This is a genomic window from Roseburia zhanii, assembly GCF_014287635.1.
Classification (GTDB): Bacteria; Bacillota; Clostridia; order Lachnospirales; family Lachnospiraceae; genus Roseburia_B; species Roseburia_B zhanii.
The window spans coordinates 1-23515 of sequence record NZ_JACOPH010000011.1 but is presented as its reverse complement, the minus strand read 5'-3'; the positions used below and the strand labels follow the sequence as shown (position 1 = coordinate 23515).

19 protein-coding genes, 1 pseudogene, 1 riboswitch and 1 other annotated feature are annotated in these 23515 nt (G+C 40.3%); of the genes and pseudogenes, 4 read left to right on the top strand and 16 right to left on the bottom strand.

Translation table 11 applies throughout. The features are described 5' to 3' along the window. Positions 1-88: 88 nt before the first annotated feature. Positions 89-214, top strand: a riboswitch (TPP riboswitch). Positions 215-267: 53 nt separating this feature from the next. Further along, entirely contained in the window at positions 268-951 is a 684-nt protein-coding gene (gene thiT / locus H8S17_RS11675; protein WP_178052055.1) for an energy-coupled thiamine transporter ThiT, read from the top strand. Between the two features lie 178 nt (positions 952-1129). Here thiT and H8S17_RS11670 read toward each other — a convergent pair whose 3' ends face one another. From H8S17_RS11670 to uxaC, 7 genes are all read right to left on the bottom strand, one after another. Then, the gene (locus tag H8S17_RS11670; RefSeq protein ID WP_186867447.1) at positions 1130-1705 is read right to left on the bottom strand and encodes a response regulator transcription factor; all 576 of its coding nucleotides are present in this window, start codon (positions 1703-1705) and stop codon (positions 1130-1132) included. Positions 1706-1780: 75 nt separating this feature from the next. Then, on the bottom strand, positions 1781-3043 hold the full coding sequence (locus H8S17_RS11665; protein ID WP_186867446.1) for a C40 family peptidase: 1263 nt from the start codon (positions 3041-3043) through the stop codon (positions 1781-1783). Positions 3044-3138: 95 nt separating this feature from the next. Beyond that, positions 3139-3891: an exodeoxyribonuclease III gene (locus H8S17_RS11660; RefSeq protein ID WP_186867445.1), complete on the bottom strand. Its 753-nt coding sequence runs from the start codon at positions 3889-3891 to the stop codon at positions 3139-3141. An 87-nt stretch (positions 3892-3978) separates the two neighbouring features. Beyond that, complete coding sequence (locus H8S17_RS11655) at positions 3979-4923, bottom strand: magnesium transporter CorA family protein (RefSeq protein WP_178052051.1); 945 nt, start codon at positions 4921-4923, stop codon at positions 3979-3981. Between the two features lie 86 nt (positions 4924-5009). Then, positions 5010-6176: a CgeB family protein gene (locus tag H8S17_RS11650; protein ID WP_186867444.1), complete on the bottom strand. Its 1167-nt coding sequence runs from the start codon at positions 6174-6176 to the stop codon at positions 5010-5012. 51 nt (positions 6177-6227) lie between these two features. Beyond that, complete coding sequence (gene thiC, locus H8S17_RS11645; protein WP_178052049.1) at positions 6228-7535, bottom strand: phosphomethylpyrimidine synthase ThiC; 1308 nt, start codon at positions 7533-7535, stop codon at positions 6228-6230. A gap of 301 nt (positions 7536-7836) precedes the next feature. Next, positions 7837-9246 (bottom strand): glucuronate isomerase, encoded by a 1410-nt coding sequence (uxaC, locus tag H8S17_RS11640; RefSeq protein WP_186867443.1) that lies wholly within the window; start codon positions 9244-9246, stop codon positions 7837-7839. A 165-nt stretch (positions 9247-9411) separates the two neighbouring features. On the opposite strand from uxaC, the gene H8S17_RS11635 reads away from it, so the two are divergent. Genes H8S17_RS11635 through H8S17_RS11625 form a run of 3 tightly spaced genes read left to right on the top strand, consistent with a single transcriptional unit; the run spans position 9412 to position 12332 of the window. Further along, positions 9412-9843, top strand: coding sequence for a hypothetical protein (locus tag H8S17_RS11635; RefSeq protein WP_186867442.1), 432 nt, complete (start codon positions 9412-9414; stop codon positions 9841-9843). Positions 9844-9877: 34 nt separating this feature from the next. Then, positions 9878-10651, top strand: coding sequence for a DUF975 family protein (locus H8S17_RS11630; protein WP_186867441.1), 774 nt, complete (start codon positions 9878-9880; stop codon positions 10649-10651). Further along, a complete protein-coding gene (locus H8S17_RS11625) occupies positions 10644-12332 on the top strand; it encodes a glycoside hydrolase family 13 protein (RefSeq protein WP_186867440.1) in 1689 nt (562 codons plus the stop codon). The genes H8S17_RS11630 and H8S17_RS11625 overlap by 8 nt, the downstream gene beginning before the upstream one ends. 349 nt (positions 12333-12681) lie before the next feature. Here H8S17_RS11625 and H8S17_RS11620 read toward each other — a convergent pair whose 3' ends face one another. The 9 genes and pseudogenes from H8S17_RS11620 to H8S17_RS11580 form a co-directional block, all read right to left on the bottom strand. Then, entirely contained in the window at positions 12682-13563 is an 882-nt protein-coding gene (locus H8S17_RS11620) for an N-acetylmuramoyl-L-alanine amidase (RefSeq protein ID WP_186867439.1), read from the bottom strand. A 68-nt stretch (positions 13564-13631) separates the two neighbouring features. Continuing rightward, on the bottom strand, positions 13632-15416 hold the full coding sequence (aspS, locus tag H8S17_RS11615; RefSeq protein WP_186867438.1) for an aspartate--tRNA ligase: 1785 nt from the start codon (positions 15414-15416) through the stop codon (positions 13632-13634). Between the two features lie 33 nt (positions 15417-15449). Then, positions 15450-16709, bottom strand: a complete 1260-nt coding sequence (gene hisS / locus H8S17_RS11610) for a histidine--tRNA ligase (RefSeq protein ID WP_186867437.1) — start codon at positions 16707-16709, stop codon at positions 15450-15452. Between the two features lie 205 nt (positions 16710-16914). After that, positions 16915-18621, bottom strand: coding sequence for a carbon starvation CstA family protein (locus tag H8S17_RS11605; RefSeq protein WP_186867436.1), 1707 nt, complete (start codon positions 18619-18621; stop codon positions 16915-16917). Between the two features lie 273 nt (positions 18622-18894). Then, positions 18895-19169 (bottom strand) — a binding site (T-box leader). Positions 19170-19303: 134 nt separating this feature from the next. After that, positions 19304-21022: a methyl-accepting chemotaxis protein gene (locus H8S17_RS11600; RefSeq protein ID WP_186867435.1), complete on the bottom strand. Its 1719-nt coding sequence runs from the start codon at positions 21020-21022 to the stop codon at positions 19304-19306. A 165-nt stretch (positions 21023-21187) separates the two neighbouring features. Then, a pseudogene (locus H8S17_RS11595) lies at positions 21188-21379 on the bottom strand (coproporphyrinogen dehydrogenase HemZ); the annotation flags it as partial. Positions 21380-21546: 167 nt separating this feature from the next. Further along, positions 21547-22788, bottom strand: a complete 1242-nt coding sequence (locus H8S17_RS11590) for a tyrosine-type recombinase/integrase (RefSeq protein WP_186867434.1) — start codon at positions 22786-22788, stop codon at positions 21547-21549. A 44-nt stretch (positions 22789-22832) separates the two neighbouring features. Then, a complete protein-coding gene (locus tag H8S17_RS11585; protein ID WP_186867433.1) occupies positions 22833-23003 on the bottom strand; it encodes a CopG family transcriptional regulator in 171 nt (56 codons plus the stop codon). 76 nt (positions 23004-23079) lie between these two features. Continuing rightward, complete coding sequence (locus H8S17_RS11580; RefSeq protein WP_186867432.1) at positions 23080-23283, bottom strand: DUF6462 family protein; 204 nt, start codon at positions 23281-23283, stop codon at positions 23080-23082. Positions 23284-23515: the final 232 nt, after the last annotated feature.

Genomic DNA, 23515 nt, shown 5'->3' with positions numbered 1-23515 from the left:
TCTTCGCTAAGTTTTTATACCAGACATTTCCCAGTTGACTTTCCCTTCCCCTCCTGCTATATTATTATCGTTAGAAATTACAATCAAACGAAATCGCTAGGGGCGCAGAACACGTACTTTTGATAAGTTCATTCAACGCTGAGAGATGATTTTTCATCAACCCTTATTACTTGAACCGGATAATACCGGCGTAAGGAAGCATTTAGAGAATTATTTACATCAGAAAAAGTGTTTTCCTCCCTGCGATCAGAATTAAAGGAGGATTTTATGAAAGACTTTTTTACCACTACGATCGGAGCCTGGGATGATGGTTCCGTACGTCTTACTGCACCGGGTATTGCGGTTGTAGTCATTATTATTGCACTTCTAGTTGTAGTCGCAGCAATCATTCGCCACAAGGATTCTGAAAAGAAACGGACTCTGACAACTAAACAGCTTGTTTATTCCGCAGTTGCGATCGCTTTGGCTGTTGTATGCTCTATGATCAAATTTGCAAACCTTCCGATGGGCGGTTCTGTTACTTTATTCAGTATGCTCTTTATCGCACTGATCGGCTACTGGTACGGACCTTATGTTGGTCTTATGACTGCTATTGCTTATGGTCTGGTACAGTTTGTTATGGAACCGATCTTCTATACACTTCCACAGATGATCCTAGATTATCCTTTAGCTTTCGGTGCTTTGGGAATTGCAGGATTTTTTGCAAATAAGAAGCATGGACTTCAGATCGGATATATTGCTGCCGTTTTCGGACGCTATGTATTTGCAGTAATTTCCGGTGTGGTCTTCTTCGGATCTTATGCACCTGAAGGAACACCTGCCATTGTTTATTCTTTAACTTATAATGCAACTTATCTTGTACCGGAAGCTGTTGCCACTTTGATCGTTATCAGCCTTCCGCCTGTTGCAAAAGCATTGGCAGCAGTCAAGAAAAATGCATTATCTGCCTAACGGATACATATAGTCCATGGGACTATATGTTATGAACTTGCTTTGCTGCCATGGACGGCAGCAAAAGTCTTAAACGCCCCGTCCAAGGGGCGTTAAGACATACACGTCACTTTGTGCAATCTGCCAGTCAAAAACGTAAAGCCATCTTTTGACACCCGGATCCTATACAGTAAAATCCTTACGGCATATACCGATATCCCACTCCATAGACGGTTTCTATCCTCTGGCTGCCTTCTGGCATCTGTTCTAATTTTTTCCGGATTTCTTTCATATAATTATCCACGTTCCTGTCATATCCTTCATAGTTTTCCCCAAAAGCACCCTCTAACAGTTCTGCCCTTGTTAAAACTTTTCTGGAATTTTTCATCATATAAGAAAACAGTTTGTATTCATTGGGTGTCAGTTGAAGGATGTTCTGTAGTTCCTGCAAATTTCCGGCGTGCTGCTGCAAATGTTTTAAAATACGGAGTATCCTTACTCTTGCAACTGCCGGACTGACCGGATAGATCATATAATCTTCTGCACCTTTTTCAAATGCTTCTAAGATTTTTTCTTCTGATCTTTCTCTTGATACAATAAGGAAAGGAATTTTCGAAAAAATCCCTTTCCTTTCTTCTATTGGAAAATCTGTCACTTCCAGTTCAATATGCTGTACAGCTTCTTCCTTATCTATGATATGGATGGCATCTTTTTTACAAAGATTTTTTATTTGTTCTATCCATATTTTTTCCTGTCTGTCTATCAGTACTGCCATCTGTCACACCTGCCCATACTCTCTGTCACAGTTTTTGTGCCTGTTTCTAATCAGTATGGCATTTTGCAATACTTTTTATACGATCCTCCTTACGGATAAGATCGTTCTGTAATTCGCATTCGATACTTTAATACCTGTTTTTGCCGAACTTGCATGGACAATCTGACCGTTTCCGATATAGATCCCGATATGACCGGAATAGGAAACTAAATCTCCCGGTACGGCATTGGCAAGCCCGCCTGCGTTGGTTCCGCACTTTCCCTGTTCGCCGGAAGTTCTTGGCAGATTGATTCCAAAATGCTTATAAACACTCATTACAAATCCGGAACAGTCTGCGCCATTTGTTAAGCTTGTTCCTCCATATACATAGGGATTGCCGACAAACTGAAGTGCATAATTTGCAATGCTCTGTCCCATACCAGAAGCTGTTGTGGCAGATGCCTGACTGCTCTGGGCAGACTGGGTATTCTGGCTGCTTTGATTTCCTGATGCAACCTGTCTGCTTTTTGCTGTATTGGAAGATTCCTGTCCTCTTACTGCTGATGCCTGTGCGGCTTCTCTTGCTGCCTGTGCGGCTCTTTCTGCTTCTGCCCTCAAACGTTCCTCTTCTTCTTTTTTCAGCCTTGCTTCCTCTTCTTCTTTGGATTCTGCTTCCTGATATATTGTATAGACTTCCACATAATCGGCTGATACATAACCCTCTGCTGCTTCTGATGCTACCTTGATCCAGCCTTCTGTTTCTTCTTCCTGTACGTGAAGTATTTCTTCCTGCGGTAAAAGTTCGACTGTCCGTGCTTCTGTAGTAGCAGCTTCTCTTAAGCGGAGCGTAACTGCTTCTACTTTTGCCTGACGTTCTCCGACTTCTTCGGCTTTTCTTGCGCCTTCTTCTCCACGCAGTACATATTCTGCCTTGATATAACCATTGACTGTACCGGATGAGATCTGCAACCATTCTCCTTCTTCCCCGATGATCTCACCTACGGAATCCGGATAAAGTTTTCCGATCACTTCTCCTTCTAAATCCGGTTGATTACGGATATTAAGATAAGATTCTACCTGCGTAACTGCAAGTTCTGTTTCTGTAATTTCTGATTCTTCGTTAGATTCCTGACTTTCGAAATCCGTATCTGTTTCCTGTTCTTTTAACTCCTGTGCATAGCGTGCGGCTTCTTCTCTTGCTGTTTCTAAAACCGCTGTAGCTGCTCCAGTATGTAATGTATAAGTTTCCTCGACCACCTGATCCTTCGATTCATGGGCAACTACCGTCGTTGTATTTGCTCCCGCAAGTAATGCTGTTGCAATACACAAGCAGGAAAGTTTCCTGTTTCTCTGTTTCATGTGTGTTCTCCTTTCTGAATATGTTACGATTTTATTACATATTTGTGACCAGAATATAAGAATCACCATGAAACCTGTTGGAAAGTTTTGTCAGCTTACAAAAGGACCAGTTCTACCGGACAATGATCTGAACCCATAACATCTGTATGGATCTTCGCATCGGCCAGTCTGTCTTTTAAGCTGTCTGATACCAGAAAATAATCTATACGCCAGCCTGCATTCTTTGCCCTTGCCTGAAAACGATATGACCACCATGAATAGATCCCTGTCTGGTCTGGATAAAAATAACGGAAAGTATCAATAAAACCATTGTCTAAAAGTGTCTGGAATTTACCACGTTCTTCATCAGTAAATCCTGCATTTTTACGGTTTGTCTTTGGATTTTTCAGATCGATCTCCTGATGTGCCACGTTCAGATCTCCGCAGATGATCACCGGTTTGTTTTCTTCTAACTTCTTAAGATAAGAAAGAAATGCGTCTTCCCACTCCATACGGTAATCTAATCTTGCCAATTCATTCTGCGAATTTGGTGTATAGACTGTGATCATATAAAAATCTTCAAATTCCAATGTGATCACACGCCCCTCTGTATCGTGTTCTTCTATTCCGATACCATAGCTGACTGAAAGAGGCTTTTTCTTTGTAAAGATTGCTGTTCCTGAATATCCTTTTCTTTGTGCATAATTCCAGTACTGCTCATAACCTTCTAAGTCCAGTTCTAACTGACCTGCCTGCATTTTGGTTTCCTGTATACAAAAAACATCTGCATCTGCTTCTTTAAAATAATCTAAAAATCCTTTGCCAACACAGGCACGTATTCCATTTACATTCCATGAGATCAGTTTCATATCATTCCATCCTCATCTTTCTTCTTATTATATAGATAACTAAGAAATGGCATAGAAAATATACTGTACTTTCTATGCCATTTACGTTCAAAGCATCTTTCGTCGTTTTAAGATCAACAATGCTGACAGGCACACAGCTCCTGTGAGTCCGCAGATGATCAAAAATCCATGCGGGGTATCTGACAGCGGCATCCATTTTCCGCTGACGTTCATACCGTATAATCCTGATATGATCGTTGGGATCGCCATAACTAATGTAATGGAAGTGAGAAATTTCATCACATTATTCAGGCGGTTATTGATGATCGTAGATACCAGTTCCCTTGCACCATGAATGATATCCCGGTAAATATTGGTCATTTCAATCGCCTGTCTGTTCTCGACAATAACATCATCTAACAGTTCCTTATCTTCCGGATACTGTTTGATGCGTTCATAGCGTGTCAGCCGTTCTAATACGACTTTGTTTGCACTTAGGGACGTTGCAAAGTAGACAAGGTTACTCTCTAACTCATGCAGGTTGATAAGATCCCTGTCCTCTGTTGTTTCCGATCCTACCCTTTTTTCAATTTCACTTCGCTTTTTATCGATCACACGCAGTAATGCCTGATAAAGATTTGTAGTTCGAAGCAAAATCTGGTATACAAAACGCATCTTTTTCTTGGTGCTGAACCCACGCATTCTGTTATTATAAAAATAATTCAAGATCACTGTATCATCACTGCAGACTGTAATGATCGCACTTTGGACTAAAAGTATACCAAGCGGGATTGTGGTATATGCCTTTTGTTCATTTCTGATTTCCTCAAACGGAATATCCACTAATATCAGGGTATATCCGTCTTCCATCTGCACACGGGAACTTTCTTCTTCATCCAATGCTGCCCGGACATCTGCAATATCAATATCGTAATATTCTGCAACTTCTGTCAGTTCGTCCATCGTCGGTGAAATCAGATTCACCCATACGTCCGGTTCAAAGGATTCCATCTGGGAAAGGATTCCATTATCAGTCTTATATATTGTCCTCATGTCCCGCCTCCATCTTTTCGTAATATCGTAACTGTCAGACGACACCATACAATATAAGTATACCACACAGACTGCAAAATGAACACCTAAATATTCGATCCCACGATCTCCATCATGTTTGTGATACGCTGCCCATACCCATGATGCTTACACACTTTCCGGTAGCCATTTTCTGCGATCTGCCTGCGTTCTTCTTCGTGCGTCAGGTAATAACCTGCAAGTTCCACCAATTCATCTACACTTTCAAAACAAACTAAATCTTCTTTATTTTTAAAATAATAGGGTATTTCTGCCTGAAAATTTGTCATCAGAAAACCTCTGCTGCCTAACACATCCCAGATACGAAGCGGCAGTCCGCTCTTGATATTCGGGATCGTAAAATTCAGATTGATCTTTGTTGCCGCAAAAACTTTTGGCATTTCGCTCCAGTAATCTAATGAGCCGCCATAACGCACCCGGGAAAGACTGCTGGTATCACTATTGCTGTATATCGTCACTGCATATTTTTTGGAAAGTTCTAAAAGTGCCCGTCTTCTCTGGTCTGCCGCTGTTTTAAATCCCAGCACTGTTGTCGAGAAGATCAGTCCAAGATCTGAAAAAGAATCCTTTGATTTTTCTAATTTAAAATGCTCCTCTAACTGCTCTAAAATATCTACTGTGAGCATTTCCTCTAAGATATTGCCGCCACTGATACACTGCTGTGCCCAGACTGCTGCATCAAAATATCCCCTTAAATATTCCGGAAGTGCCGGACGAAGCCTGTCATAACTGTTTCTTTCATATAAACTGCCGACAAATGCTATGTCATTTGCATATGCCGCAAAATCATTTGTCTGATCTAACAGATAATCCAGTCTTTTTGTATTGACTGCCAATGGAAGATACCAGATATGCTCTACGCCCATTCCCTGAAATTCAAGATAATTTGTCTGATCAAAGGTAAAGAAATAATTGCAGGGAGCAAATACGTTTTTGTGGTACATACTGATCAGTGGATTGTCACATGTCCAGACCACATACGGGATCATTAACTTCTGGCAGACGGTCGTGATCAGTGCAAAATAATTGACGCTGAATATCATCTCACACTGTTCCCTTTGTACGATCTCTGCTAATTCTGCTTCAAATCCCGCATGTTCATCATAATGATCCAAATCCCGTTCAACGGTGATATACTCATAACCAAGTTCTGTAAATGTTTCTAAAATATCTGCATAGTTATAAGCTTTCCACTTATATACCAAAATCCGCATAGACTCCCTCTCAATTCTTTTCATTAAGAAGGAATGATTCCTTCTTTTACATCATTCATCATAAATACTTACAATTTCCCCATCTAAAATACGGTTCATATTCTTAACTGCACAGAAGTTACCACACATAGAACAGGTATCTTCTTTTTCCGGTGCTGCTTCTGCACGATAACGTCTTGCTTTTTCCGGATCGATCGCAACGTCAAACATCTGCTCCCAGTCTAATTTCTTTCTGGCTGCACTCATGGCATAATCCCAGTCTTTTGCTCCCGGAACTCCTTTTGCAATATCTGCTGCATGTGCTGCGATACGGGATGCGATGATTCCTTCTTTTACATCATCTAAGTTTGGCAGGCGGAGATGTTCTGCAGGTGTCACATAACATAAGAATGATGCTCCATTCATCGCTGCGATCGCACCACCGATTGCTGCTGTAATATGATCATATCCCGGTGCTACATCTGTTACTAATGGTCCTAAAACATAAAATGGTGCTCCATGGCAGATGGTTTCCTGGATCTTCATATTTGCTGCGATCTGATCCATCGGCATATGTCCCGGTCCTTCGATCATAACCTGTACATCTTTTTCCCATGCACGTTTTGTCAGCTCGCCTAAAGTGATCAGTTCCTCGATCTGGGACGCATCGGTTGCATCTGCAAGACAGCCCGGACGGCAGGCATCACCAAGACTTAATGTTACATCGTATTTCTGGCAGATCTCTAAGATCTCGTCAAAATGCTCATAGAATGGGTTTTCCTCTCCGGTCATCTCCATCCATGCAAAAATGATGGAACCTCCGCGGGATACAATATTTGTAAGACGTTTGTTCCGTTTAAATTTCGCTGCTGTTTCTTTATTGATTCCACAGTGGATCGTCATAAAATCCACACCATCTTCTGCGTGCATTTTTACAATGTCAAGCCATTCCTGTGAAGTGATCTCTTTTAATGCTTTGTGATAATATACAACTGCATCATAAATTGGTACAGTACCGATCATTGCCGGACATTCGCTGCAGAGTTTTCTGCGGAATTTCTGTGTATCACCATAGGAACTTAAATCCATGATCGCTTCTGCTCCCATTTCAACGGCTGAATGTACTTTCTGCATTTCTACATCAAGATCTTTACAATCTCTGGATACACCAAGATTGACATTGATCTTGGTCTTTAACATCGAACCGATTCCGTTTGGAACGATCCCTTTATGGTTTTTATTACATGGAATGATAACTTTTCCTTCTGCGACTAACGTACACAGTTTATCGATATCATAGTTTTCCTTCTCTGCGACTATCTTTAATGCTTCTGTATGAATGCCTTTTCGTGCTGCATCCATCTGTGTTGTATACTGCATCTTTTATCCTCCTGTATGCATTATTTACTCTTTATCATTGAAAAAGGGATATCTCCCTGCGGACATATCCCCATGCATACCATCAGAAAGTTTCTGTCTGTTTCGTGCATAACTGCATAATCTATTCTGCAGACAGAAACGATGCTTTCTTTTCCTGCGCCGGCATTATCCGTATCAGGTTCATGGCTCGAAATGTAACCGCATTTCCTCTCAGCCTATCAATATAAGCTCACCAGTCAATATTCTTTTTCCGAGGTTATTATAATAAGGATCTTTAGAAAAGTCAAGAACTGTAAGCATATTACAATTTCCCAAAATCAAAGTATCTGACCGCATTATTATAAGAAATGCCTTTGATGATCTTTTCTAATACTGCATCATCTGCCGGATATTCTCCATTTTCTACCCAGCCGCCGATCAGTTCACACAAGATCCTGCGGAAATATTCATGTCTGGTATAAGACAGAAAACTTCTCGAATCTGTCAGCATACCTATAAAATTGCCTAACAGCCCTAAATTAGCAAGGGATGTCATCTGCTCTGTCATGCCATATTTGTGGTCATTAAACCACCATGCAGATCCCTGCTGGATCTTTCCGATCGCAGAGGAATCATTAAAACAGCCAAGTATTGTACCGATTGCTGCATTATCTGCCGGATTTAAAGAGTACAAAATCGTTTTTGGCAGTTCGTCGGTTTCATTTAATGCATTTAAAAAATCTGCTAAATACTCTGCCGGTGTATCATTGCTGATACAGTCAAATCCGGTATCTGCGCCGATCTTTTGATACATCCGCTTATTATTGTCACGTTTACAGCCATAATGCAACTGCATCACCCAGTTTTTGGCATGATATTCCTTTCCCATTGCAAGCATAAATGCTGTTTTAAACTGAATGATCTCCTCTTTACTCAATGCCTCATCTGCCAGACGTTTTGCAAAGATACGTTCTATTTCCTCCTCTGATGCCGGTGCATACATGACATGATCGAGCCCATGGTCGGAAATCCTGCAGCCCATAGATGCAAAGAAATCCATTCTTATTTTTAATGCCTGTATCAGTGTTTCAAACGTCACGATCTTTACACCGCTTACATGAGCAAGTGTATCTAAATAAGACTTATATTCCGGCTTTTCAAGATTCATTGCTTTATCCGGCCGCCATGCCGGTAATACCTCCACATCAAATGTCTGATCTTTTGCGATCATCTTATGCCACTCTAAACTGTCAGCCGGATCGTCTGTTGTACAAAGAAGTCTGACATTTGACTGCCGTATCAGATTTCTTGCTGACATGGAATCCTGCTGTAATTTTTCATTGCAGAAGTTCCAGACTTCTTCTGCTGTCTGTCCATTTAAATGTCCGTTATATCCGAAATATCTCTGCAGTTCTAAATGGCTCCAGTGGTACAACGGATTTCCGATCGCCATTTCTAATGTTTCTGCCCATTTCTGGAACTTCTCCCGATCCGGTGCATCTCCGGTGATATCATATTCATCGACACCATTTGCACGCATCTGCCGCCATTTATAATGATCTCCGCCTAACCAGACCTGTGTGATATTCTCAAACTTTCTGTCTTCTGCGATCTCTCTTGGATCGATATGACAGTGATAATCTATGATCGGCATATTTTCTGCATACTCATGGTATAATTTCCTTGCACTTTCTGTCGAAAGAATAAATTCTTTGTCCATAAAAGGTTTCATTTTAATACACCTCTCTGATATATGCTGTTTCAATCTTGAGTTTTTATTCAATTCTGATATAATGATGATGTAAGTGTGATAATTGCGTAGCAATGGAGCAATCCGGTTACATCAGTGAATGGCAAAATTTCTGAAAGTACATTACTACGACAAAGGAGGCATTGTATGAACATTAGAAATATACCCAATTATTCAATCGGTTATACGTCAAATGCTGTAAAACCCGGTTATGGATCTTCACCGCAGGAATGTCAGACCTGTAAAAACCGTAAATACCAGGATGGCTCTGATGAGAACGTTTCCTTTAAATCTGCTTCTCATATATCACCTGCTTCTTCCGGTGCAAGAGTACGTGCCCATGAAGCGGAACATGTGTCAAATGCCTATACGAAGGCTGCACAGAATCATGGTGAAGTGATATCCGCAAGCGTATCGATCCGTACCGCTGTCTGCCCGGAATGTGGACGCACCTATACTGCCGGCGGAGAAACTACAACGGTTATCAAGTATTCCAACGAATCGAATCCTTACCAGCAGAATAAAAAATCATTAGATGCCGCAATTTATCCCGGCAAAAATATAGACCTTATTGCATAACAAATGACATAAATAAAAGGAGTATTCTTATTTTATGAATTTATCATCCAAAGAACTAAAACGTCAGGCACGCAAAACTTTATCAGGACATTATGGTCTTCCAATGGGAGCATTTGTGATCACAGAATTGATCGTTCTTGCAGCCGATCTGCCATTTAATCTTATGATGCAGAATCCTCCCACACAGCTTCAGATGATCGTATCTTCTCTTGCAAATATCATCATCTCACTGCTTTCCATTGTTTTGAGCTGTGGTCTGATCTATATCCATATGAATCTGGCACGAAAGAAACAAACTTCTATTTCTGACCTGTTTTGTTTTTTTTCTAAAAGGCCAGACCGTTTTATCTTGTCCGGACTTTTATTGATGGGCATTATGATCCTGATTGTGATCCCTGCTGCCATATGTACAGTAGCAGCACTTCTTCTTCCCTCTGTACCAATGTTCCTTCTGATGGCAGTTATATGGATCATCACTTGTGTATTTATGCTGATCCTGTCCTATTCCTATGGACTTGTATATTATATTTTAATTGACGAACCAGACTGCCGCATTTTATCTGCTTTTCGTAAAAGCCGCTCATTGATGCATGGCAATAAAGGCAGAATGTTTTATATCAGTTTCAGTTTTCTTGGTATGATCGTACTAGGTCTTCTTTCTCTTGGCATCGGACTTTTATGGGTGGTTCCATATATCAATCAGACTATGGTGGAATTTTACCGCAATGTGACCAGAGAGTTTCCGGCTGAATCAAACATACCATTTCAAACAAATGACCATGAAGAAAGGGACATCCTATATGACTAAAAAATGGTGGCATGACAAAGTTGCCTATCAGATCTATCCAAAGAGTTTTTTAGATACAAATGATGATGGAATCGGAGATTTACGTGGAATCATTTCAAAACTGGATTATTTAAAAGAGTTAGGCATCGACATTATCTGGCTCTCTCCGGTTTATGAATCCCCATTTGTCGATCAGGGATATGATATTTCTGACTATTATAAGATTGCTGAAGTATTTGGCAGCATGGATGAATTTGACGAACTTCTGTCAGAAGCGAAAAAACGTGATATGTATATTATCATGGATCTTGTCGTCAACCATTGTTCTGACCAGCATGAATGGTTTCAAAAAGCCCTTGCAGATCCTTATGGTGAATATGGTGATTACTTCTACTTCCGCAAAGGCAAAGATGGTAATCCACCAAGCAATTACCGCTCTTATTTTGGCGGCAGCACATGGGAAAAAGTTGATGGCACAAAAGATCTTTATTACCTTCATCTGTTCGCAAAAGAACAGCCGGATCTGAATTGGGAAAATGAAACTGTCCGCAATAAGATCTATGAAATGGTCAACTGGTGGCTTGATAAAGGCGTTGCCGGATTTCGTATTGATGCTATCATCAACATTAAAAAAGTCTTATCGTTTCCATCGTATGAACCGGACGGCATAGATGGTCTGGTATCCTGCACAAAAATGATCGATGAAGCAGAAGGTGTGGGAACTTTTTTAGAAGAATTAAAAAATCATACTTTTGCAAAAAAAGATGCTTTTACGGTTGGTGAAGTATTTAACATGAAACCGGATGAATTAAAAGAGTTTATCGGAGAAAACGGACACTTTTCCACGATGTTTGATTTCAGTGCCCAGGAATTAGACTTAGCTTCCCATGGATGGTATGATGTCAAGCCGGTAGGTTTTAAGGAATGGAGAGATACCATTTTTGCTTCCCAGCTTGAAATGCTTGATATCGGATTTAAAGCAAATATCATTGAAAACCACGATGAACCAAGGGGTGCCAGCCGTTATCTTCCCGATCATGCGAAAAATGATGCCGGTAAGAAAATGTTAGCCGCTACTTCCCTCTTACTGCGTGGCCTCCCATTTCTTTATCAGGGACAGGAAATCGGCATGACAAACTGTAAACGTAATGATATTTCAGAATATGATGATATCAATACCATTGACCAGTACCAGCTTGCCCTTGATGCAGGCTGCAGCAAAGAAGAAGCTCTACATGCCTGTTATATGAACAGCCGTGACAATGCAAGAACACCTATGCAATGGGAAAACAGTCCAAATGCCGGATTTTCTTCCCATAAACCATGGCTTGCCATAAATCCGAATTATACGGTGATCAATGTTGCCGACCAGCAGTCTGATCGCAATTCTGTATTGAATTTCTATAAGAAACTGATCCGGCTGAGAAAATCTCCGGAATATAAAGAATGTTTTACTTATGGTGGATTTACTCCTGTATTTACAGAATGTGATGATATTTTTGCTTATCTGCGTACTTTAGAGGAGAGTCATTTACAGATCCTTGTTGCTGCTAACTATGGAACGAAAGCACAGACGCTGCATCTTCCGTCAAAAATGCAGGAAATGCTTCTTTCGAATATGGTATGTGAATCAGAACTTTCAGATGTGTTGAGATTAGACAGCTGTCAGGTGGTTGTTGTAAGGTTGAAGGGAAATGATTGATACGGAAAAAAACAGACATGGCTTAACCGGTATGTGGTGAGCCTGTGTCGATGAATGTCTCGAGGAACTACAATATCGTCCAGATCCCACTAACTGTTTTAAGCCCGGCTTTCTAGCGCGCCTAAGCAGGTGGTGACATATGTGTTTATTTCAAAAACTGCCCAAAACTCGCCTTTTATATGGTGAACCGTTCTGCGTTTTTAAGCTCAGACAGTTGGGCAGTTTTTGCACATATGCCACCACCTGCTAAGGCACACACGAAAGCTGGGCAAATAAAACAGTTAGTGGGATCTGGACGATATCGCAGTTTTCATTCCAGTTATAAACGACACAGGCAATTTACACTTACTTAATTTACATCTTTGGCTGCTACGATCATTGTCTGGTATCCTAAATCCCGCAGTTGTTTTTTCAATGTGACTGCTTCATCCAGGGTATGTTCTTTTCCAACGACCACATGCAGTATTCCGTCTTCTTCTAAGACATAGCAGGTGAATCCCTGATCTACTAACTGTTCTGCCATGAAATTGGCTGTTGTACGATATAGAAATCTCCCTACTTCCACTCCAAAGATCCTGTCTGCACATTCTTCTCTTTTACATTCCATATCCTGCTCTGTGTTTTCGGGCATTGGCATCTGAATGTCCTCCCGGTCTGCCTGCTGCGGTGTTTCATCTTCTTCCTGTGCTCTGGCTGTATGTTCTGGTGAGATAGCACGTTCAATCCCTAATGCGATCGCACTTGCAATCTCCTCAAAATTGTTGTCAAAGATCTCGTTATCTTTATCGTTATTGATAAATCCTGCTTCTATTAAAACCGCAGGCATCTCTGTCCTCCGCAGTACCACCAGCCCGGTGCGTTCTTCGATTCCTAAATTTTTAAATCCGGCTTTTTCAAGTTCTGTATTGATCGATCCTGCTAAACGTTCTGCCTGTTCATCACCACCATAGATCAGTGTCTGTACTCCATGATAGGTATTGTCATTTTCTCCTGAATTTCTATGAAAAGAAATAAAATAATCTGCACCTGCATCATTTGCAATCTGTGCTTTTTCGTATGGGGACTGATAGATATCTGTTGTTCTTGTATAGATCACATCATATCCCTGTTGTTCCAAAATTTTACCGACTGCTAATGCAAGGCGCAGATTATCATCTTTTTCTTTTCTATCCTGATATCTTGCACCATTATCAAATCCGCCATGTCCGGCATCTATTACGATTGTTGCCAAAGCTTTCGCTCCTAGAATATTTTCTCTTTATCGTATGCCAGACTGACAAAATTGTGATTTTTGGTCATTTACTCTTCTTCAATTTTTAACTGCAATTCTTCTAACTGTTTTTCATCTACTTTACCCGGTGCTTCTGTCATCAGACAGGATGCATCTTTTACTTTCGGGAATGCGATCACATCACGGATGGAATCTGCATGTACCATATGCATGACCATACGGTCAACTCCATAAGCAAGTCCTGCATGTGGCGGTACTCCGTATTTGAATGCATCTAATAAGAAACCAAACTGCTCATGTGCACTTTCTTTGGTAAATCCTAAAACTTCAAACATTTTTTCCTGAATATCATCCTGATGGATACGGACAGATCCTCCACCTAATTCTGTACCATTCAGTACGATATCATATGCTTTTGCACGAACAGAACCCGGATCTGTATCTACATTCTCCCAGTCTTCTTCCATCGGCATGGTAAACGGGTGATGCATTGCCATATAACGGTTCTCCTCATCAGACCACTCTAACAATGGGAACTCTGTTACCCAGAGGAAATTATACTGGTTCGGATCTAAAAGATCTAACTCTTTTGCTATCTCAAGTCGGAGTGCTCCAAGGACATTCCATACGATCTTATTCTTATCGGCTGCAAATAACAGTAAATCTCCGGCTTCTCCGTCTAAAGCATCTACTAATGCCTTTAACTCATCTTCTGTCATAAATTTTGCAAAAGATGATTTATAAGTACCATCTTCATTGATTGATAAATATGCCAGTCCTTTTGCACCATAACCTTTTGCAAATTCAACTAATTTATCAATTTTCTTTCTCGGCATACTGCCCTGACCTTTGGCATTGATACCACGTACAGAACCACCCTGCTCTAAAGCTCCTGTAAAGACACCAAATCCACAGCCTTTTACAACTTCTGATACATCGTGAAGTTCCATGCCAAAACGTGTATCCGGCTTATCAGAACCGAAGCGGTCCATTGCTTCCTGCCATGGCATTCTCTGTAATGGGATCTGGACGTCCACACCGATTGCTTCTTTAAAGATATATTTTAACAGACGCTCATTGACATCAAGTACATCATCAATATCTACAAAAGATAATTCCATATCTGCCTGTGTAAATTCCGGCTGGCGGTCTGCTCTTAAATCTTCGTCACGGAAACATTTTGCAATCTGGAAATAACGGTCATAACCGGAACACATCAATAACTGTTTATATAACTGTGGTGACTGTGGCAGTGCATAGAAATTTCCCGGATGCACACGGCTTGGTACTAAGTAATCTCTTGCTCCTTCCGGTGTGGATTTACAAAGGATCGGTGTTTCGATCTCTAAAAATCCTTCTTTCATCATAAATTCACGCATCAGATAGATCACTTTACTTCTCAACATCAGATTCTTCTGGATGTCCGGTCTTCTAAGATCTAAATAACGGTATTTTAATCGTACTTCATCTTTTGTCTGGCTGTTCTCCTCAATCGGGAATGGCGGTGTTTCTGCTTCTGAGAGAATACGGATCTGCTCTGCGATTACTTCGATATCGCCTGTTTTTAAGTTTTCATTGACAGCGGCAGCACGTTGCTGCACTTTACCTGTGACTGCGATCACATACTCGCTCCTTAATGTGCCCGCTTTTTCAAACCCTTCTTTTCCTACACTGTTTTCATCAAATACAACCTGTAAGATACCGGAACGATCTCTTAAATCTATAAAAATCAATGCTCCTAAATTCCGTCGTTTCTGTACCCATCCCATAACGGTTACGGTTTCTCCGATGTCCTGGCTGGACACTTCTGTACATCTGTGGCTTCTGTGTAAGCCGTTCATTGACTCTGCCATCTTATTTATTTCCTCCTGATCCTTTGTTCTTTCCTATCGATTGAAAAATTCTTCAAATTCTTCATAACCTTCTGCGGTCAATTTTTCTTTCTGGAACTTCTTGTTCTTATTCATGCGGACAACTAAAACATGCTGCCCATTTTTTCTTGCATCCTGTGCCTTTCCAATCACTTCACAAAGTTTATCTGCCGGATAATTCTTTTCGATCAGATATGCGATCTTCTTTGGCTGCTCCGGAATCTGAAATCCCTGTTCCATCAAAAGCAGGATGATACGCTCAAATCCGATGGAAAATCCACAGGCAGGAACATTATTGCCGGTAAAATTGCCGATCATCTTATCATAACGTCCACCACCTCCGCAGCTTCCGCCAAATTCCGGAATTGCGATTTCAAAGATCGTGCCCGTATAATAACCCATTCCACGTACTAAGGTCGGATCAAATACCATTTTAAAATCGGCTGCTTTTGTCTTTTCTACACTTTCAATGATCTCTACAAGATTCTGTTTTACTTCATCTTCCAAGAAATCTCCTAATTTATCTGCTAACATACCGATGGCTTTGACTCCATCCGGCTCATTGTCTACGATTTTAAACAAATCTAAATATTTATCTACGGACTCTTTTGCATGACCTGCTCCTGTTAATTCCTCTGCCACGCCATCTAATCCGATCTTATCCATCTTATCTAAGGTAATAAATATCTCATCATAGGCATCTTCTGAAAATCCGCTGTATGCAGCCATTGCTTTTAAGATACGGCGTTCATTGATACGGATCTCAAAATTTTTAAATCCTAACTTTCCTAATGTTGTGGTAGTCGCAAGGATCAGTTCGATCTCTGCTAAATCTGATGGTTCTCCTAAGATATCGATATCGCACTGTGTAAACTGGCGGTAGCGTCCTCTCTGCGGTCTGTCTGCTCTCCATACACTTCCGATCTGTAATGCCTTAAACGGAGATGGCAGGTTATTCGCATTGTTTGAATAAAATCTTGCTAATGGAAGTGTCAAATCATAGCGCATACCCATATCCACTAAATCTGCTTCACTTTCTGCTGTTTCTAATTTTAACTTTTCACCTCTTTTTAATACTTTAAAAATCAGTTTTTCATTCTCGCCGCCCTGTTTGCTGCTCAAATTTCCAATGCTCTCCATACATGGAGTGTCGATCGGTGTAAAACCAAAACTGCGGTAAGTATCCTTGATCACGCCAATCACATAATCACGGATCTGCATTTCCTCCGGTAAAATATCTTTCATTCCGGTTACGGGTTTCTTTGCTAATGCCATGAGATTTCCTCCAATTTCTTCTATATAATATGGTAATGATCCCTACCATATATCACAGACCATGTCTGTGTTTATTCTTTTGCATTCAAAGTTTATTATAATTTTCACAATACACTGTGTCAAGAGGAAACAGTTAATGAAATAAGAAAGGGAAGCCATCACAGCTTCCCTTCAAAACACAACATCTTCTATCATATATCACTGATTATTCTGCACTTTCGTTCTTTCCAAACAATTTTCTCAAACAACTGTATGCTACTAAAACTCCAAGAACCATTAACAGCAGTGCAACAATTAACTGAAGTCCGTCTACAAGGAATGTAGCCTGACCTGCACCGATATTTCTGACTAATGCGACCGTTTTCTGAACTAATGCTGTAAAGGTAACTGCTAACATCATAAACATCGGAATGTATAATGTCCAGCCGGTACGTCCTGTTGTTTTTAAGAATACGGCAAGTGCGATCAATACCATTGCAGCTAGTAACTGGTTTGCTGAACCAAACAGTGGCCAGATGTTGTTATATCCGCCTAATGTCAAAAGGAATCCGAAGAACAGTGTAATGACTGTTGCAAAATATTTATTTGTGAGCAGTTTGCGTACAGCCCCCATTTTTTCTGGATCTGTGGTATCTTCATAAAATAATTCCTGGAATGACATACGTCCGATCCTTGCTACGGAATCTAAGGATGTCAATGCTAATGCGGATACACACATGGTCATAAATACAGTTGCAACATCTACAGGAACACCAAGCATTTCAAGGAATCCTGCAACACCGGATGAAAAGATGGAGAATGGTGTTCCGTCCGGTTTTGTTCCGTTGACTGCTACAGCACCGACAACAACTAATGCCACGATACCAAGTAAAGATTCAACAACCATTGCACCGTAACCTACCATTGGCATATCTTTTTCATTGCTGATGGTCTTTGAAGATGTTCCTGATGATACTAAACTATGGAATCCTGATACGGCACCACATGCGATCGTTACAAATAAAGTCGGGAACAGATAAGATTTTGCTGCACCTTCTCCGATCACAAATCCGTTAAATGCATTTAACTGCATGGACGGATGCGCTACGACGATACCAACAACTGCACCGATGATCATACCAAGTAACATATAAGTTGTCATATAATCTCTCGGCTGCATCAAAAGCCACATTGGAAGTACAGACGCTAAAAACAGATAGACCATGATGATTCCGATCCATGCATTCTTGCCTAAATAAATCGGAAGCTGCATACCGATTGCAAACATAACAACGATCAATACAACGGCAAGTACTCCTTTTACTACATCATGCATATCTGTAAATTTCTTTGTCACAAGTCCCATGATGATCGCAACTACGATAAATAACATGGAAACGGTTGCTGCTGCACCATTTGCAAATACAGGATCTGTAACTGCCACGCCGCTTGCATCTGCCGGAAAAGCATTGAACGTACCGGCAACCATGTCTGTAAATGCTGCAATAACAAGCAGTGTAAATAGCCAGCAGAATAACATAAATAACTTTCTTCCGGTCTTTCCTATGTACTTCTCAATGATCATTCCCATTGATTTTCCTTCATTCTTAACAGATGCATACAGGGCACCAAAATCCTGTACTGCTCCGAAGAACAAACCACCAACGATCAACCATAACAGTACCGGAACCCATCCGAATACGGATGCTAAGATCGGTCCTGTCACAGGACCTGCACCTGCGATGGAAGAAAACTGATGTGAAAATACGGTAAACTTTGAGGAAGGTACATAATCTTCGCCGTCCTGCATCTTAACAGCCGGTGTTTCTGCATTTGGGTCAATTCCCCATTTATTTGCCAGCCAGCGTCCATACAGCAGGTAACCTGCACCAAGTACTACAATTCCGATTAAGATTATTACTAAACCATTCATTTCTCCTACTCCCTTTCTGTATCTGTGGCAGTTTCGCCACGGGTTTATTAGAATTGTATGTTTTTCAGAAAGCTTTCATGCTCTATGAGAATTATCCAATTTGAATAAGTGTGCACTTGCCGCACACTCTCGCGCCCTCGCGGATGCATAGCATAATTTTCCTCTCCGCGAGGTGCGCATCTTTGCAAGCTTGCTTGCTTTTACTATATAGGGAATTCCAACGGAATTTCCTATATAGTAAAAAAGAGATTCTCATCTTTTTCACCTTCCGGTGTCAAAGACGAAAACCTCATTGATTTCCGCGTTACCACTTTGCTTGCCGCTTCATGATGCGACCTCTCAGCCTTATCTTTGTATGCATCTACATATCAATAATAAGCCCTGTATTAACGGTCAGGAACCGGCGACACTTATACTTTCTATAGTTTGAAATTTCAGTGCGCTGCTCGCAGAGGATAACCTTTCAGATCGATATACTGCCTTGCATCATCCGACAGCTCTCTAAAATACCTGTATCTGAAATGCCTTGTTCTGTTCTTTGCATTTCGCTTTCTGTTAAATGATGTTATAGCACTGACTTTTTTGGATGTCAAGATTTTTTTTGTATTTTTTCAGTATTTTTTCAGTTCTTTACATCATTTCCTCAGACAGATGCTATTTATATCCGGTATATGTAAAGTACTTATATATTCCTTTTATCTTCTGCAACCTTAAATTTTTGGATCATTTCACGCAGGTTGTCTGCTTCACTGCTCATCTCCTGACTAGCAGCCGCACATTCCTCAGCTGTTGCTGAATTTGTCTGTACGACATCATTGATCTGTTCGATTCCTTCATTGATCTGCTGGATTTCTGTTGTCTGTGTATCTAACGTTTCTGCAATATTTGTAACTTCCTTCGTAATTGCCTTAGAACTCTCGGCAACCTCTTCTAATTGTGTCGCAGTCTGTCCAGCGATCATCATTCCCTTTTCCACAGCTTTTACAGATGTTTCGATCAATGTTGCAGATTCCTTTGCTGCCTGGGCACTTTGATCTGCTAATACATTTACCTGATTTGCTACAACAGCAAATCCCTTTCCGGCCTCTCCTGCTCTTGCAGCTTCGATTGAAGCATTTAACGCAAGCAGATTTGTCTGGGATGCAATTTCATTGATTGTTGCAATGATCTTATCAATTTCTTTTGATGCATCGCTGATCTCATGCATGGAATCAACCATTTCATGCATCTTGCCATTGCTCACTGAAATAGCATCTCCAAGTTCATCAACTCTTTCGCTGATTTCCTTGGCTGACTGTGAATTCTTTTTTACCTGTTCAGAAACACCCGTAACTGTTGCCGTCAGTTCTTCAACAACTGCAGCCTGATTTGTAGCGCCATCTGCAAGATCATTGGAACTTGATGCCACCTGGTCTGCCGCACTCGAAACCTCACCTGAAACATTCTGAATTCCTTTGATCGTTTCTGCCATACTGTCCTCAAACACCATAAAAGAATTTAAAATGTCGACAAAATCTCCTCTCCACTCTACTTCTGGCTGAACATCAAAATTTCCATCTGCAAACATTTTCATTGCACGACCAATGTCGTCTACGTAACTTCCCAAAATACGAATTGATTTACGCATACTATGTGCCAGTCTGCCGATTTCGTCTTCTGAACGATACTCCAGCGTACTGTGTAAATTTCCTTCTGTCAATTCCTTTGCAACTGCCTCAACCGCCTGTAGTGGTTCCAGGATCGTTCCAAGTACCTTTTTACTGGTTTTCTTTGTCAGCACCCATGCGAAAGCTAAGCACACAATGATACATACAATTCCTGCCACAGCAAAAATAACGGTGGTCCTGACAGACTGATTGCTTGCTTCATCTGTCATCTCGTCTAATTTTATCGCAATTTCCACTACTTTGTTTAATGCAGGTGTACAATCAGTAAGAATCGAATCAACCGCCTGTTCTTTGTCACCACTTTTAATTTTTTCTATAATAGAATAGCCAATGTTCCCCCAGTCAGAAAGTGCTGATGAATATTCTTCATAGTTAGTTTCCGGAACAACTCCGGTTTTCTTTAAAATCTTTAATTCGGAATCAGCTTCTGTAAGCAGTCTTTTTACTGTCTGCTCATAACCATCATAAGCAGATGTATCATTATTCAATGCCATTTCCCTGATATTTCTCGCTGCCGCATTCACATTTATTCTGCAGATTTTTACTGCCTGGTCTGCCGCTGTAACATTTTTGATATGATGCTGCATGTTAGCAAATAAAATACCTATGACCACTATAGAAAACAGACCTGAAATCAACATCATACGAATAACCGTTCTATAGCCATGATCTATCCTTTCCTGCAGATGCATATTTTCTAATTTCTTTTTCGTCATATTTTTTTGTGATAACATAGATTTTTACTTCCTTTCTCTTTTTGTCAGCATTATATATCAAAATTTTTTACAAAAGTCAATCACTTTCAGACATTCTATGGCATATTCTATTTTTCCCCCAAAAAGGACTGTGATAATCTCCGGATTTTCAGCATTTTTAATTTACTATTTCAGAAAAAACATTTATTCTTCTGCAAAAAGTTTCTGCTTCCGCTCAATCATCTCATCAATTCTCTCGATATACTGCCCGACATCCTTGACATTCTCGCATCTTTCGATTCGATAAGTTCCATCCTGATCTGGCTCTGTCCAGACACGTTTTGTGGAAGCTCCCGCTCCGCACGCCACGATGGTCTGTTTTTCCTCCATTATCAAGCAGAATCCTGTATTATCAAGTATTACTGCTTATTCAAGCGTTTTGTTGAATTTTCGCTCTGTATTATAACGTATTATTGAGTACTGTCCTACCCGCTTTTGTTGCACTTATGTTGCACTTGGCTTTTTCGTGTTGCACCCGAAGTCCAAAGGACTTCTCAATAATACTAAAATAACTTCATTTCATTAAAAACTTCATTGAGTGATTCTTTCTTTTTCCACTCTGTTACTTCTGCGTAAATATCCATTGTTGTCTGAATATCCTTATGCCCCATTATGGTTTGAATTACTTTGATATGGACATCTGCTTCGCATAATCTGGTACAAAAAGTATGTCTCAGATGGTGACAGGTAAAATGTGGAAGCAATACTGCTTCTCGTCTTTCTTTAACAGCTCTGACTTCCTCGGTTGCATTGTGATTCTCAATAATCCTTCTTAATTCCCTGTTAATAGATTCCGGCGTGTAGATTTCATTAAATCTATTACAAAAGATAAAGCCTGTCATTTCATCAATCTTTGTCTTGCATACAATACCTTCTTCATCCTGCCTTGACTTTTCTTCCACCAGTGCAGTGTAGACCGTATCTACCATCGGTATCACACGTTTCCCTGCTTCTGTCTTAGGCTCATTGACAACCCATTTTTGTGCAGTCTTATTTCTTCTTCCTGCAAAGTAAAACAATGAATGGTTAATATCAATCACACGCTTTTCCATATCAACATCTTCCCATCGCAATCCTACAACCTCACCAATTCTACACCCTGTACCAATCAGCAGTGTAAACAATGGTTTCCACCGATTATACAACGGATTTTCATCAATAAATGAAAGAAATGCTCTTTGCTGCTCTAAGGTCAATGCATGACGGACATATGCGCTGCCACCTTCTGTTTTTTTCTTGAGCTGTTGAATCACTCCATTCGCAGGATTTCCCCTAATAACATTATCCCTCACTGCTAATTCCAACGAAGGACGGATAAGCCTTTGAATGTACTGAACTGAACCAATGTGTAGGTTCTTTTCTGTAATCAGATAATTATAAAAGAAAAGAATATCACTAAACTTAATTTCTCCGATTTTCTTTTTCCCAAATTCATTCCTAACGTATCTGTCATACATTTCCTGATAATTAGCTTTCGTCGATACTCGAAGTTCTGTCTTAATAGACATATATCTATCGAACAAAAAGTTTAGATCTGCATTGCCTGCAACGTAGGAATCAATCCCATCCATCTGATCCCGTTTTAACTTTTCTTCTTTTTCCCGAAGTTTTACCAAATCTTTTGAGTATATGTATCTTCTTTTACCAAACGGATCGGTATAAGCATAAACATACATCTCATCAGTGATTCTAAAAGATTCCCCCTTTCGGAGCACTCTACCTTTTTTGTCTTTTCGTGATGCCATAAAATTTCTCCTTTCCGCAACGATTGGAGAAGTTCTCATAGATGCTACTCTTTTTCGTCTAACAATTTTGTAACACCTTCCTGCATCACTTGTGTAATGGTTTTGTTAGAGGATTCAGCATATCGCTTAACCTTCGCATAATCCTCCGGCTTCATTCTTATACTTACTACTTTTTCTTTTTTTACATCTGCCTTTGGACGTCCTGCCTTTGACATACCCATTCCTCCTTACCACCATTATATTTTTGTATGACAAAAATGTCAACAAGAAAATTAGAACAAAAAGATTATTCTAACTGTGCCCCTCAAGTCTGAAACTTTCCAGATACTTTTCAAAGATTTCACAATTAACAAGTACAACTTTATTTACTTTATAAATCGCACCTGCGTCCTTAGCCAGCCGCTCAAATATGCTTTGACTAAATCCATAATACTCTGCTCCATCCTTATATCTGCGAAACTTTCTCCATTCTTTCACAATTATGGTATCCCCCATCCGTCCTCTCCTTCCGTTTTTTATAAAGTTGGCATTATCTGCCAATAAAAATGTATCTATTTCATTGATACACTTTTATCAGCAGATAATAAAAAATCCATACAGGTGACAGATCATTACTCTGCCCACATCGGTCTTGCACCGTCATTCAAATTGACCGGACTGCAAATTTCCTTACAATCCGGAAGTATCATTATCACGGATATGCTTCATCGCCCTGTGTTACTGCCAC